At 71.7% G+C, this 13647-nt stretch carries 11 protein-coding genes; all 11 read left to right on the forward strand.

The genetic code is table 11. The annotated features are described in order from the left end of the window. Positions 1-5 precede the first annotated feature (5 nt). On the forward strand, positions 6-1427 hold the full coding sequence (locus ACQPXD_RS12760; RefSeq protein ID WP_432837970.1) for a dihydroorotase: 1422 nt from the start codon (positions 6-8) through the stop codon (positions 1425-1427). Then, positions 1424-3073 (forward strand): thiamine pyrophosphate-binding protein, encoded by a 1650-nt coding sequence (locus ACQPXD_RS12765; RefSeq protein WP_432837972.1) that lies wholly within the window; start codon positions 1424-1426, stop codon positions 3071-3073. The genes ACQPXD_RS12760 and ACQPXD_RS12765 overlap by 4 nt, the downstream gene beginning before the upstream one ends. 20 nt (positions 3074-3093) lie before the next feature. After that, positions 3094-4500 carry an MmgE/PrpD family protein gene (locus ACQPXD_RS12770; RefSeq protein WP_432837974.1) on the forward strand — a complete coding sequence of 469 codons (1407 nt, stop codon included), beginning with the start codon at positions 3094-3096 and terminating at the stop codon, positions 4498-4500. Continuing rightward, positions 4497-5930 carry an aldehyde dehydrogenase family protein gene (locus ACQPXD_RS12775; protein WP_432837976.1) on the forward strand — a complete coding sequence of 478 codons (1434 nt, stop codon included), beginning with the start codon at positions 4497-4499 and terminating at the stop codon, positions 5928-5930. The genes ACQPXD_RS12770 and ACQPXD_RS12775 overlap by 4 nt, the downstream gene beginning before the upstream one ends. Positions 5931-6034: 104 nt before the next feature. After that, positions 6035-6748, forward strand: coding sequence for a GntR family transcriptional regulator (locus ACQPXD_RS12780; RefSeq protein ID WP_432837978.1), 714 nt, complete (start codon positions 6035-6037; stop codon positions 6746-6748). 97 nt (positions 6749-6845) lie between these two features. Further along, the gene (locus ACQPXD_RS12785) at positions 6846-7343 is read left to right on the forward strand and encodes a PaaI family thioesterase (protein WP_432837980.1); all 498 of its coding nucleotides are present in this window, start codon (positions 6846-6848) and stop codon (positions 7341-7343) included. Next, positions 7340-8926 carry an AMP-binding protein gene (locus ACQPXD_RS12790; RefSeq protein ID WP_432837982.1) on the forward strand — a complete coding sequence of 529 codons (1587 nt, stop codon included), beginning with the start codon at positions 7340-7342 and terminating at the stop codon, positions 8924-8926. The genes ACQPXD_RS12785 and ACQPXD_RS12790 overlap by 4 nt, the downstream gene beginning before the upstream one ends. After that, positions 8923-10020: an NAD-dependent epimerase/dehydratase family protein gene (locus ACQPXD_RS12795; RefSeq protein WP_432837984.1), complete on the forward strand. Its 1098-nt coding sequence runs from the start codon at positions 8923-8925 to the stop codon at positions 10018-10020. The genes ACQPXD_RS12790 and ACQPXD_RS12795 overlap by 4 nt, the downstream gene beginning before the upstream one ends. 38 nt (positions 10021-10058) lie before the next feature. Next, entirely contained in the window at positions 10059-11486 is a 1428-nt protein-coding gene (gene tcuA / locus ACQPXD_RS12800) for an FAD-dependent tricarballylate dehydrogenase TcuA (protein ID WP_432837986.1), read from the forward strand. After that, complete coding sequence (gene tcuB / locus ACQPXD_RS12805) at positions 11479-12618, forward strand: tricarballylate utilization 4Fe-4S protein TcuB (protein ID WP_432837988.1); 1140 nt, start codon at positions 11479-11481, stop codon at positions 12616-12618. The genes tcuA and tcuB overlap by 8 nt, the downstream gene beginning before the upstream one ends. After that, on the forward strand, positions 12619-13584 hold the full coding sequence (locus tag ACQPXD_RS12810; protein WP_432837990.1) for a zinc-binding dehydrogenase: 966 nt from the start codon (positions 12619-12621) through the stop codon (positions 13582-13584). The last annotated feature ends 63 nt before the right edge of the window (positions 13585-13647 follow it).

Genomic DNA, 13647 nt, shown 5'->3' on the forward strand with positions numbered 1-13647 from the left:
CCACCATGGAGAACAGCGCGCCGGCCGGCCGGTACGACATGATCGTCAAGTCCAGCGAGATCCTCACACCGTCGGGCCGGGTCGACGGGCAGATCGCGATCATCGGCGAACGGATCGTCGGCATCCTCGCCAGGGACGCGGTCGCGACGGCCACCCAGGTCGTGGACGCGGGACGCCGGCCCGTGATCCCTGGCCTCATCGACACGCACTGCCACTTCCGCGACCCGGGGTACACCCACAAGGAGGACTACTACCACGGCACGGTGGCGGCCGCCGCCGGCGGCGTGACGACGGTGTTCGACATGCCCAACGTCGACCCGCCGACCACCACGGCGGAGCGGCTGCGGGCGCACCTGGAGAACGCGCAGTCCAAGGCCGTCGTCGACTTCGGGCACAACGCCTCCGGGGTGGTCCCGGAGAACATCGCCGAGCTGGCCGAGGCCGGTGCCACCGCGTTCAAGGTGTGGATGATGCAGGACATCGGCCGCGACTACCCGCATCCCCCGGGCACGTCGGTGACCAACCACGCGGTGCTCTACCGGATCTTCGAGGCGGTCGCGGAGACCGGCCTGCCGCTCTACATCCATCCGCACGACCACGATCTCTACGCGCTGTTCGTCGAGCGGGCGCGCGCCCAGTGGGGCACGGACTTCCGCTCGTACGCCCGCGCCCTGCGCGGCGGGGACGGCGTCGTGCTCAACACCGCGATCGCCTCGATTCTGGAGTTCCAGCGGTCCACCGGCGCGCGTCTGCACGTGCTGCACCTGTCGACGCGCGACGGCGTGCGCATGGTGCGGGAGGCGAAGGCGCAGGGCCGCCCGGTGACCGCCGAGGCCAATCCCTTCGCCATGTTCGTCACCAACGACTGGGAGAAGATCGAGCGCAAGGGGCCGTACTCCCTGGGATTCTGGGTTCCCGCCGAGGACAACCCGGCGATGTGGCAGGCGATCGAGGACGGCACGATCGACGTCATCGGCAGCGACCACGGCCCGCACACCCGCGAGGAGAAAGAGGTCGGCTGGACCGACATGTACACCGCACCGGGCGGTAGCCCGTTCATCGAGCAGTATCTGCGGTTGATGCTCACCGAGGTGAACAAGGGCCACCTGACGCTGGAGCGGGTCGTCGAGCTGTGCTGCTCGGGGCCGGCGAAGCTGACCGGCTACGACGGGCAGAAAGGATCCATCACGATCGGCGCCGACGCCGACCTGGTGGTGCTGGACATGGAGCACGAGGAGGTCCTGCACGCGGACGCCAGTCACTACCGCTGCGGGTGGATGCCCTCCGAGGACTTCCTCGCCACCGGCCGGCCGGCGATGACGATACTGCGGGGGAAAGTCATCATGGTTGATGGTGAGGTGTCCGCCGAGGCCGGTTCGGGGCGGCTGCTCACGCCGGCGTCGCGGCGCTCCCGCGTCGGCGCGTGAGCGCCAAGGCCGGCACTGCCGGCCCGGACGGCCTGTCGGGCACGACCGCGGACGTGATGGTCCGCGCGCTGGCCGCCGCCGGTGTGCAGCGGATCTTCGCCTATCCGGGAGATCCGATCATCGAGTTCATGGAGTGCGCCCGCCGGCACGGCATCGACGTGGCGCTCGGCTACCGGGAGGGGACCGCCGCGTTCATGGCCGAGGCGCACGCCATGGCCACCGGCGGGATCGGTACCTGCGTGTCGACGCTGGGCCCCGGATCCACGGCGCTGGTCAACGGCGTCGCGGCGGCGACCCTCGATCGGGTACCCATGATCGCGATATCCGGCCAGATCGAGACGGCCCGGCAGGCGTACTTCACCCACCAGGTCGTCGAGCACGAGCAGCTGTACCGGCCGGTGACGAAGTGGGCCGCCCGCGTCGAGGCCCAGGCGGTCGCCACCACGATGCGCAAGGCTTTGCGGGTGGCCACCGCGGAGCGACCGGGTGCGGTACACCTGACCTGCGCCGCCGACACGTTCGCGGCCGACGCGCAGGATGCCACGGTACGGACACCTCCGTTCGCCGCGGACGCGCTGGCCGGTCAGGTGTTCATCGCCGACGGTGCGACGACGCGGCCGGAGACGATGCTGGCCGCGGCGCGGCGCCCGGTCCTGCTGGCCGGGATCGGCGCGTCGCGGGGCGACGCCGGCCCCGCCGTGCTCGCCCTGGCGGCCGCCGTGCAAATGCCCGTCGTGGTCGCACCGATGGCCAAGGGCGTCGTGCCGGAGGACAACGAGTGGTTCGCCGGCGTCCTGGACATGGCGTGCAACGAGATCGTCTGGGATCTGGTCCGGTCGGCCGACCTGGTCCTCGCGGTCGGCTTCGACCCCGTCGAGCTGATCAAGCCGTGGCGGGTGCCCGGCGCCGTCGTGCACATCGACACGACCCCGAACACCGACCAGGTGTACCCGAGCGACCTGGAGATCGTCGGGAACATCGCCGCCGTCCTCGACGCGCTCGCCCGCGACTACACCGGCCAGCACCGCTGGACGGCCGCCGAGGTCGCCGCCTTCCGGCGGCGGCTGCGCGACGGCTACTACTCGGGGCGGGTCGAGGGACACCTCAACCCCACCGACGTAGTGGACGCGGTGCGCGCGGCGGCGCCGCCGGACACCCTGGTCACCACCGACGTCGGCTCGCACAAGCTGCTCGTCGGCCAGGGCTGGCCGGCGATGAGCCCGCGCAGCGTGCTGATGACCAACGGGCTGTCCGCCATGGGCTTCGGGATACCCGCCGCGATCGCCGCCAAGATGGCGCTGCCGGACCGCCCGGTCGTCGCCATGGTCGGCGACGGCGGATTCGCGATGACCGCGACCGAGCTCCGGCACGCCGCGGCCCGCGGTCTCGGCCTGGCGGTCGTGGTCTTCGTGGACGGCAGCCTCAACCGGATCGAGCTCAAGCAGAGCGCCCGGAGCTACCCGAGCACCGCCACCCGGATCGACGACATCGACCTGGTGCTGATGGCCCAGTCGATGAGCTGCGACGGCGCGCGGGCGGAGACGGCCGGCGAGCTGGAGAAGGCGCTGACCGGCCTGGCCACGCTGACCCGTCCGCTGGTGATCGAGGCCCGGATCGACCCGGGCCAGTACCAGGCCCAGTTCTGAGGCTCAGGAGAGGCCCCGAGATGACGTCGACGACACCCAGAGCCGGCACGGCCGCCACCGAACCGATCGCACCCGCGGGACCGGTGACCGTCCGGCTGGCCCGGCTGGCCCAGCAGGTGCGCTCGCGCGGCCTGACCCCGAGCGAGTCGCACGCGGCGACCCGAGCCGTGCTGGACTGGTTCGGGGCGACGATCGCGGGCAGCGCGACGGCGCCCGCGCGGATCCTCAAGCAGGCCGTCGCCCACGACGCGTCCGGCGGGCGGGCGCGGCTGGTGCCGGGCGGCCGGCGGCTGGCGGCGCGCACGGCGGCCCTCATCAACGCGACCGCGTCGCACACCGTGGAGATGGACGACATCTACCGTGAGGGCATCTACCACCCGGGCTCGCCGACGGTCGGCGCCGCGCTGGCCCTCGCCGAGCAGCTCGACCGGTCGGGCGCCGACCTGCTGCGGGCGGTCGCGATCGGCTACGAGGTCGGAGATCGCATCGCCGAGACGGTCAATCCCACGCACTACCGCTACTGGCACACCACCGGCACCATCGGCGCGATCGGGGCGGCGGCCGCCGCCGCCGAGCTGCTGGAGCTGGACGCCGAGCGGTTCGCCCACGCGCTGGCCACCGCGTCGACCATGGGCGCCGGCCTGCAGCAGGCGTTTCGGTCGGATGCGATGAGCAAGCCGTTGCACGCCGGGCACGCCGCCGAAACCGGCGTGCTGGCCGGGCTGGCCGCTCAGCACGGGTACACCGGCGCGCTGGACGTCCTCGACGGCGAGTCCGGCCTCGGGGCGGCGATGGCGGGATCGCCGGACTGGTCGACGACGGCGGCCCACCCGGACGCTCCCCTGAAGATCACCCAGGCCACCGTGAAGAACCACTCGTGTTGCGGGCACACCTTCGCCGCGGTCGACGCGGCACTGCGGCTGCGCACCGAGGGCCTACGCGCCGACCAGGTCGACTCGATCGAGGTGCGCACCTACGGCACGGCCGTCAAGGTCGCGGGCATCGAGGATCCGCGCACCGACTTCGAGGCGAAGTTCAGCACCGCGTACTGCGTCGCGGCCGCGCTGGTGCTCGGCTCGGTGCGGCTGCGGGCGTTCGAGCCGCCGGCGCTCGCCGATCCCCGCGTGCGGGCGCTCGCCGCCCGGGTCCGTCTCGTCCCCGACGCGGAGATGGAGCACGACTTCCCGGGCCGGCGGCGCGCGGTGGTGCGTGTCGTCGACCATGCCGGAGACACCCGCGTGAGCGCCCGTGACACGCGCAAAGGGGATCCCGACGACCCGCTCGACGACGCCGAACTGGCGGACAAGTTCCACGATCTGGCCTCGCCCGTGCTCGGCGACCGCGCCGCCGCACAACTCGTCGCGCAGCTGTGGGCGCTCTCGACGCTGTCCCGGTTGAGCGATCTCGATCCGGGTGTGACGTCGTGAGCGCGGCGCCCGTACCGGTGCGGCCGTTCTACGCCGGGCAATGGCATGACGGCGCGGAGGAGCAGCCCGCCGTCGACAAGTTCACCGGAGCGACGACGACCAGCGTCGGCTGCTCCGACCGGGCACAGGTCACGGCGGCCGTCTCCGCCGTGGTCGCCGGCCAGCAGGCGACCGACTGGGATCCGGTGGCCCGCTATCGCGCCCTGGCGCGCGCTTCGGCGCTGCTCGACGAGCAGCGCGACGACGTCGCCCGCACGATCGTCGCGGACAGCGGTTTCACCCTCTCCGACGCGCGGCGCGAGGTCGACCGCGCGGTGCAGACGTTGCTCATCTCCGGCGAGGAGGCCAAGCGCCTGTCGGGCGAGATGGTGCCGCTCGACGGCGCACCCGGACAGCGCGGCCGGATCGGCTTCACCATGCACCATCCGCTCGGTGTGGTCTGCGCGATCACCCCGTTCAACTCACCGCTGAACACCGTGGTCCACAAGGTCGCCCCGGCGCTGGCCGCCGGCAACGGCGTCATCGTCAAGCCCGCCTCACAGACCCCGCGCACCGCGGACCGCCTGCTGCGGCTGCTGCTCGACGCGGGAGTACCGGAGTCGCTGCTCGCCTTCGTCTACGGCAGCGGCGGCACGGTGGGACAGCAGCTGCTCGAGGATCCTCGGCCGGCCTTCTACGCGTTCACCGGCAGCACCGAGGTGGGGGCGCAGCTGCACCGCACCGTCGGGCTGCGCCGCACGCAGCTGGAGATGGGCAGCCTGTCGAGCACCATCATCTGCGCGGACAGCAACGTCGAGGCGGCCACCGAGCGCCTCGTGCCGGCGGCGTTTCGCAAGGCCGGGCAGGTCTGCACGTCGGTACAGCGCCTCTACGTCGAGCGCGCCGTCGCCGACGAGGTGGTGTCCCGGATCACCGACGAGCTGCGCGGCCGGACGGTCGGCGATCCGGCCGATCCCGACTGCTTCGTCGGCCCGGTGATCAGCCTGGCCGACGCCGAACGCATCGAGTCCTGGGTGAACGCGGCGGTCGCGGCCGGCGCGCGGTGCGCGGCGGGCGGCACGCGCTCACGCAGCGTCGTGGAGCCGACGGTGCTGACCGACGTGACCGCCGAGGCGGACGTGATGGTTCGCGAGATCTTCGGCCCGGTGGTGGTGCTGCGGGTCTTCGACGATCTCGACGCGGCGCTGGCCGAGGTCAACGACACTCCGTACGGGCTCGCGGCGGGCATTTTCACCCGCGACATCAACCGCGCGCTACGCGCGGCGAGCCGCCTGCGGATGGGATCTGTGCACATCAACGAGACGTCGAGCAGCCGTGTCGACCTCATGCCGTACACCGGCGCCAAGCTCAGCGGCATGGGCCGTGAGGGTCCCCGTTACGCGATCCGTGAGATGAGCGAGGAACGACTCATCACCATCGGTCCGCTGTGAGGGGGCGCCACTTGTGCGGGCCCCTTGGCGCAGTACCATACAGTTGTGTACGGAGGTAGCCACGTGTCAGCGCGGCAGGCCCGGCCGAACGGAGGAATCGGGACGTGAGCCCCAGTGGAGCGCCTGTCCGATCGACTGCCAGGGGAGCAAGCAAGTGGACGGCGGCGCCGGATCCGGCTCGCCTGACTCCCTACGAGGCGCTGAAGAAGGCCATTCTCAGTGGCGAGTTCAAGCCCGGCCAGCCGCTCGTCGAGAACGCGCTTGCGGAGTGGTGCCAGACCAGCCGCACCCCAGTGCGTGAGGCGTTGCGGCGGCTCGAGCAGGACGGTCTGGTCGACAGCAGCGATCGCGGCCTGGTCGTCCGCAAGCTCACGCCCGAGGAGATCCTCGACGTCTACGACGTTCGCATCGTGCTCGAGGGAACGGCGGCCCGGGTGGCGGCGGAGCGGCGGACCGACCACGACCTCCGCCTGTTGCGGCTGCTCCTGCAGAAGCTCAACGACGTCTCCGAGTCCGACCGCGACTCGATGGTCGAGGTCAATGAGCAGTTCCATCGCGCGATCTGGAAAGCGAGCCACAACGCGGCGCTGCTGGACCTGCTCGAACGGCTGCATCTGCACCTGGCCCGCTACCCCGGCGCCACGCTGAGCCTGGGCGCGCCGGGCCGGTGGGCCGCGACGCACCGCGAGCACAAGCGCTTGGTCGACGCGATCGACAAGCGTGACGGCGACACGGCACACCGGGTCGCGTTGGCGCACTTCTCCAACGCTCGGGACATCCGCCTCGAGCTGTTCGCCGACGGCCTTCCCGAAGGCTGATCGATCATGCGTGGCGGGCCGGCCCAGCTTTTGCTTCGGCGATGTGTGCAATTGAATACGATTGCGTTCCGTACCGGCGGGACCCCGGGAGGTCACCGTGGCGATTGACCTGTACCGGACCGCGGCCGGGCTCGCCCCCGGCGAGTTCGCCGAGCTCACGCCGCAGGAGCGTCCGGCGGCCCCCGCGGGAAGCCTGATCGACGCGTTCGGCCTGGTGCTGACGCACGTCGGCCGGGGGCGTAGCCGCGTGGCGATGACTGTCGGCGCGCAGCACCTCAACCAGCGCGGCATCGCCCAGGCGGGTGCGGTCGTCGGGCTCGCGGACGCCGCCGCGGGCTGGGCCGCCTACACGGCGCTCGAACACGGCCGCTTCACCACGCTCGAGCTGCGGTGCAGCATGCTGCGCCCGGCCGTCCTCGGTGACCAACTGGTCGCCGAGGCCGTGCCGGTGCACCTGGGCCGGCGGACGCTCGTCTTCGAGGTGGACGTGCACCGGTCGGGCGATCCGGCCCGGCCGCTGGCCCGGTTCGGTTGCACGCAGCTGGTGCTCGACGAACCCGCGGCGGCCCCGGACGTGCCCCGGGACCGGCCATGATCGAGCTGGCGCAGCGGACCGTCCCGGCGGTGCTGGTCCGAGGGGCCAGTCATTGGCCGGACAAGACCGCGGTGCTCGACGAGACGACCGAGCTCACATATGCGCGGCTGCGCGAGTCGACTGCGCGGGTCGCCGGCGGCCTGCGCGCGCTCGGCGTCCAGCCACGCGACGCCGTGGCGCTGCTGCTGAGCAACAGCGTCGACCACGTGCTCAGCTGGTTCGCCCTGTCCTGGCTCAACGCGGTCGAGGTGGCCGTCAACACCGCGCTCAAGCCGGATCAGGTGGCGGCCGTCGTGAACCACAGCGGTGCCGCGACGGTCATCGTGGACGAGGCCTACCTGCCGCTGCTGCGCGCTGCCGCGCCCGGGTTGGCGGCGGTGCGCACGGTGGTGGTCCGGGGCGACGTGTCCGCCGCGTCCGGGCTGCCGTTTCGCGTCGTCGGGTTCGACGAGGTGCGGGCCGCGGCGGAGGTCGAGGCCGAGCCGGTCGGTCCGCACGACGTGCTCGGCATCGTCTACACGTCGGGCACCACGGGCCTGCCGAAGGGCATCGAGGTCACGCAGGCGCAGACCTACGGGCGCATGTGGCCGGGCGGGCCCGGGGGACCGGTGCACGAGGACCGCACCCTCGTTGTCCTGCCGATGTACCACGTCATCGGCCAGTGCCGGGGACTGTACAACTCGCTGATCGTCGGCGGCACGGCCGTGCTGGTTCCGCGCTTCTCCGCCTCCGGATTCTGGGAGCTCGCCCGCCGGCACTCGGCATCGTTCGTCCCGTTGGTCGGAGCCATGGTGGGGTACCTGCTCAACCAACCCGCGCGCGCGGACGACCGCGACCATCCGGTGCGGCACGTCGCGCTGGGCACGACGAGCCCGCTCGTGTCCGACTTCCGGCAGCGGTTCGGCATCGCCGAGATCTCGATGAGCTACGGGCTGACCGAGGCCGGCGGGGTCCTGGTCGCACCGGCCGAACCGTCCGGCTGCGGCTACCTGCGCGACGACTTCGAAGCCCGGCTCGTGGACGAGCACGACGTGGAGGTGGCCGCGGGAGACGTGGGGGAGCTCGTGCTGCGGCCCCACGAACCGTGGACGGTGATGCGTGGCTACTACCGGATGCCGGACGCGACACTCCAGCGGTGGCGCAACCTGTGGCTGCACACCGACGACCTGATGTACCAGCGCCCGGACGGGATGTATGTCTTCGCCGGTCGCCGCTCCGACCGGATCCGCATCAAGGGCGAGAACGTCTCGGTGGCCGAGGTGGAACACGCCGTCGCGGAGTATCCGCCGGTGGCGGAGTGCGCCGTGACCGGCGTGCCGTCGACCGCGCCGGAGGCCGGGGCCGGCGACGAGGAGATCCTGGCCGCCGTGGTGGCGCGGGCCGGCGAGACGGTGCGACCGGCGGAGCTGATCGAGTTCCTCGCGCTCCGGCTGCCGGGCTACGCCGTGCCGCGGTTCGTCGCGGTCGTGGCCGAGCTCCCGCGAACCGATGCGACACACCGCGTGCAGCGCAACGTGCTGGCCGCGCTGCCGGACACCGAGCGGTGGGACCGATGGGCCACCGGAACAGGGGAGCGACGATGAAAGCCTTGATCATCGGTGGTACCGGTCCGACCGGTCCGTTCATCGTGCAGGGTCTGGTCGATCGGGGGTACACCCCGGTCATCCTGCACCGCGGCAACCACGAGGTCGACTTCGTGGCCGGGTTCGAGCATCTGCACGCGGATCCGCACTTCGCCGACCCCGTTCGCGAGGCGATCGCCGGCCGCCGCTTCGACGTGGTCGTCGCGGCATACGGCCGGCTGCGCCTGCTGGTGGACCTGCTCGCCGGGCACACCGACCGGTTGATCACCATCGGCGGCACGGTGTACGAGCGGCAGCGCTGGTCCGCACCGGCCGACGAGTCGGCCGGCCGGGACGTGTCGCACGCCCTTGTGGCGAAGGTGCAGCAGACCGAGGACGCCATCCTGGCCCGGCATCACGACGGCACGTTCAACCTGACCCACCTGCGCTATCCGAACCTCTACGGTCCCCGGCAGCTGGCGCCGCGAGAGTGGAGCGTCGTCCGGCGGATCCTGGACGGCCGGCGTACTGTGCCGGTGCTCGACGGCGGACTGACGCTGGAGAGCCGGGCCTACGTGGAGAACGCCGCGCAGGCGGTGCTGCTCGCCGTCGACGCTCCGGAGGCCTCGGCCGGACGGATCTATCACGTCGCCGACCTCGTGACGCCGAGCGACGGCGAGCGCGCCCAGGCCATCGCCGCGGCGATGGGCGTCGAGATCGAGCTGGTCAACTATCCGCGAGGTGCCGGACTGCCGGGCTACTTCTGGGGCGGCGGTCGCAACCTCGAGGCGATGGGCCGGCCCGGGCCGCCGCCGACCCATCACAAGCTGCTGGACAGCGGCCGGATCCGGGCCGAGCTGGGATACGTCGACGCCGTCGGGTTCCAGGAGGCGATCCGGCGCACGGTCGCGTACTACGTCGCGAACCCGCTCGACTACGGTGGCGAGGAAGAGGCCCGCATCGGCGATCCGTTCGACTACGCGGCCGAGGATGCGTTCGCACAGGCGCTGTCGGAGTTCGTGGATCGCTGCCACCACATCCCGTTCGCCGGCGTGACCCTGCGCCACTCCTACGACCACCCGAAGACGGCGGCCGGGACGCCCCCGGCAACCTGAGCGTGCAATTCTGCATACCGTGGTATACAATGGCATGCATGGACGTGACCAAGCCATCTGTTGCGCCGCCGGAGTGGACGCGGCCGGCCTGGGACGTCGTCGTGATCGGCGGTGGCAATGCGGCGCTGGCGGCGGGAATCGCGGCCAGCGACGCCGGAGCGCGGGTGCTGATCCTCGAGCGGGCGCCCAAGCACCTGCGCGGCGGCAACAGCCGGCACACCCGCAACCTGCGCTGTGTCAGCGTCGGTGACCGCCTCGACTCCGGGTCCTACGGCCACGACGAACTCTGGGCCGACCTGTGCGGCGTGGGGGAGGGCCCGAACAACGAGGCACTGGCCCGCTTCACCGTCGAACAGTCCGCCACCCTGCCGGCGTGGATGTCGGCGCACGGGGTGCGCTGGCAGCGGCCGCTCACCGGCACGCTGCATCTCGGACGTACCAACCGGTTCTTCCTCGGCGGCGGCAAGGCGATGCTGAACGCCTACTACCGCTATGTCGCCGACAGCGCCTCGATCGAGGTCGTCTACGACGCGATGGTCGAGGACTTCGAGATCACCGGCACGAGATGCACGGGTCTGACCGTGCTCGTCGACGGCGTCCGCCACGGCGTGCGAGCGTCCGCGGTGATCTGTGCCAGCGGCGGGTTCGAGGCCAACATCGAGTGGCTGCGCCGATACTGGGGCGACGCCGCCGACAACTACGTGATCCGTGGCACGGCCTACAACGACGGCCACATCCTGGCCCGGCTCTACGACGCCGGCGCGGCCCGGGCCGGTCAGGAGCGCGGCTTCCATGCGATCTGCGTGGACGCCCGCGCGCCGCGCTTCGACGGCGGCATCGCGACCCGGCTGGACAGCATTCCGTTCGGCATCGTGGTGAACCGGGACGGCCGGCGGTTCTACGACGAGGGCGAGGAACTGTGGCCGAAGCGGTACGCGATGTGGGGTTCCCACGTGGCCCGGCAGCCCGGCCAGATCGCCTACTCGCTGTGGGACGCGAAGGTGCGGGACCTCTTCCTGCCGCCGATGTACGGGGCCGCCTCCGCGAACCGCGTCGGTGACCTCGCGGCGGAACTCGGGCTCGACCCGGCCCGGCTCACCCGCACCGTCGAGGACTACAACGCCGCGGTGGTGACCGGGAACTTCGACCCCTCGGGGCTGGACACGTGCCAGACCAAGGGCCTGGCGCCGCCGAAGTCGCACTGGGCCCAGCCGCTGGACACCCCGCCGTTCTTCGGCGTGGCGATCCGGCCCGGAATCACGTTCACGTACATGGGAGTTGCGGTCGGCGCCGACGCGCGGATCGCCCGGGAGGACGGCTCTATGTTCGACAACCTCTACGCGGCCGGCGAGATCATGTCCGGCAACATCCTCAGCACCGGTTACCTCGCCGGATTCGGCGTGACCATCGGGACGGTCTGGGGACGGCACGCGGGCACCAATGCGGCCGTGCGTGTCCATGGCTGAGCGGTTCGCGAGCCCCGGCCCGGTGCCGGTCGAGATCGGGCTGTCCCGGGCGGTCCTCGACGGCGAGGCCGTGCGCCAGCTCACGGTGTGCAACGCCTGCCGCTACTGCGAGGGTCTCTGCGCGGTCTTTCCGGCGCTCGCGCGGCGCAGCGTGCTGTCCGGCGGCGACGTCAGCCAGATCGCGAACCTCTGCCACGACTGCCGGGCGTGCTACGACGCCTGCATGTACAGTCCCCCGCACGAGTTCGCCATCAACCTCCCTCCGCTGCTGTCCGCGGTGCGGGCGGCGGACTACCGCGACTATGTGTGGCCGCATCGGGTTCCGCGGCTGCTGCGCGGCTGGAGCGGCGTGTTCGCCGGCGCACTGGCGAGCGCGGCGGTGGTGGTGGCGGCCGCGGTGGCCAAGGTCGGCCCGGCCGGTCTCGTGCGCCGCCACGGCGCGGTCGCGTCGCCGTACGCGCTGATCAGCTATCCGGTGCTGCTCGTCCTGCTGCTCGTTCCCGTGGTGTACGCGCTGTTCGTCATCGGCGCCGCCGCCCGCGCGTACTGGCGGGACACCGGCGGTGGCCGGCTGCGCGTGCGCGGGCTGCGCTCGGCCCTGTGGCAGGCCGCTTCGCTGCGGTATCTGCGCGGCGGTGGCGGCGAGTGTTACTACCCGGAAGACGAGCGGCCGTCGCGGGCGCGCTGGTGGTTGCACATGTCCGTGGCGTACGGGTTCGGGTTGTGCACGGTGTCCACGCTGGCGGCGGCGGTCCTGCAGGATGTGCTGGACACGCCTCCGCCGTACCCGTGGCTGTCCGTGCCGGTGCTGACCGGTGTGGTGGGCGGTGTGGCGATGGTGGTCGGCTGCGTCGGGCTGATCGGGCTCAAGGCCCGTTCCTCCGAGCTGACGTCCTTCTCGGCCATGACGGTGAAGGACTACGGATTCCTGGCGGCGCTGGCGTACCTCGCCCTGACCGGCCTGGCCACGCTGCTGACCCGCGGCACCGCGGCGTACGGTCTGGTCTACCTCCTGCACCTCGCCTCGGTGCTGGTCGCCTTCGCCGCGACGCCGTACACGAAGTTCGTGCATATCGTCTACCGCCTGCTGGCGCTGGTGCGCGACAACATGGAGCGGGGGGCGAACGGGTAGATGTGGGCGTACCAGCTGTCCGGGCCGTGCCGCCTCGAGCGGGTCGACGTCGAGCGGCCGCTCGCCGAGGATCTGGCCGAGGACGAGGTCCTGCTCCGCACGCTGGCCGGCGGCGTCTGCGGCAGCGACCTGCCGAAGTTCCGCGGCGGCAAGGGTGCCGTCATCACCCCGGACGGAGGCTGGCAGGCGGGGCGCCCCGGCTTCCCGATGCACGAGGTGGTGGGGGAGGTCGTGGCATCGCGGCACCGCGCCGTCGCGGTCGGCAGCCGCGCGGTGGGGTGGGCGGTCCGGTCCGACGCCCTGGCCGAGTTCGTGACGACGGACGGCAATCAGCTGCAGGCCGTTCCGCCGGGCCTGCGGCCCGAGCAGGCGGTGCTCATCCAGTCACTGGCCTGCGTGTGGTACGCCGTCGAGGGGCTGCCGGTCGCGGGCGCTCGCGTCGCGGTCGTGGGCCTGGGCGCGATGGGGCTGCTCCTCGCCCGCATCCTCAAGGAGCGCGGCGCCGCCGAGGTGATCGGCGTCGATCCGGTGGATCGCACCCCGGTCGCGCACCTGTTCGGCCTCGACCGTGTGGTGGTCGCGCCGAGCGGCCCGTGGTCCGCCTCGCTCGCCGATCGGGACCGCCCGGCGATCGTCGTCGAGGCGGTGGGACATCAGGTCGGCACCTTGCAACACGCCATCGACGCGTGCGCGGTCGGCGGCCAGATCGTGTGCTTCGGCATTCCCGACGACGAGTACTACCCGCTGGACATGGAGCGGCTGATGCGCAAGAACCTGACGCTGTGCGGCCGGGTGACGCGACGACGCCGGGAGATGCTTGCCTGCGGCGCGCAGTACCTTCTGGACAGTCCCGAATTGTTCGAGAACCTGGTGACCCACGAGGTGCCGGTGGCGGACGTGCAGCGCGCGTTCACGCTCGCCCTCGACCCCGCAGCGCGGCTCAAAGTGGTCGTCCGGATGGGTTGACCTTGCTCTTTTCAGTGCTGCATACAGTCGCCTACCATCACATACAGCTGTCGGCAGAGCCCG

This window comes from Dactylosporangium sp. CA-092794, from assembly GCF_050948465.1.
Classification (GTDB): Bacteria; Actinomycetota; Actinomycetes; order Mycobacteriales; family Micromonosporaceae; genus Dactylosporangium.

Coding starts and splice junctions, on each gene's coding strand:
- ACQPXD_RS12760 (WP_432837970.1), top strand. CDS start 6: ATGGAGAACAGCGCGCCGGCCGGCCGGTACGACATGATCGTCAAGTCC.
- ACQPXD_RS12770 (WP_432837974.1), top strand. CDS start 3,094: ATGACGTCGACGACACCCAGAGCCGGCACGGCCGCCACCGAACCGATC.
- ACQPXD_RS12790 (WP_432837982.1), top strand. CDS start 7,340: ATGATCGAGCTGGCGCAGCGGACCGTCCCGGCGGTGCTGGTCCGAGGG.
- ACQPXD_RS12795 (WP_432837984.1), top strand. CDS start 8,923: ATGAAAGCCTTGATCATCGGTGGTACCGGTCCGACCGGTCCGTTCATC.
- tcuA (WP_432837986.1), top strand. CDS start 10,059: ATGGACGTGACCAAGCCATCTGTTGCGCCGCCGGAGTGGACGCGGCCG.
- tcuB (WP_432837988.1), top strand. CDS start 11,479: ATGGCTGAGCGGTTCGCGAGCCCCGGCCCGGTGCCGGTCGAGATCGGG.
- ACQPXD_RS12810 (WP_432837990.1), top strand. CDS start 12,619: ATGTGGGCGTACCAGCTGTCCGGGCCGTGCCGCCTCGAGCGGGTCGAC.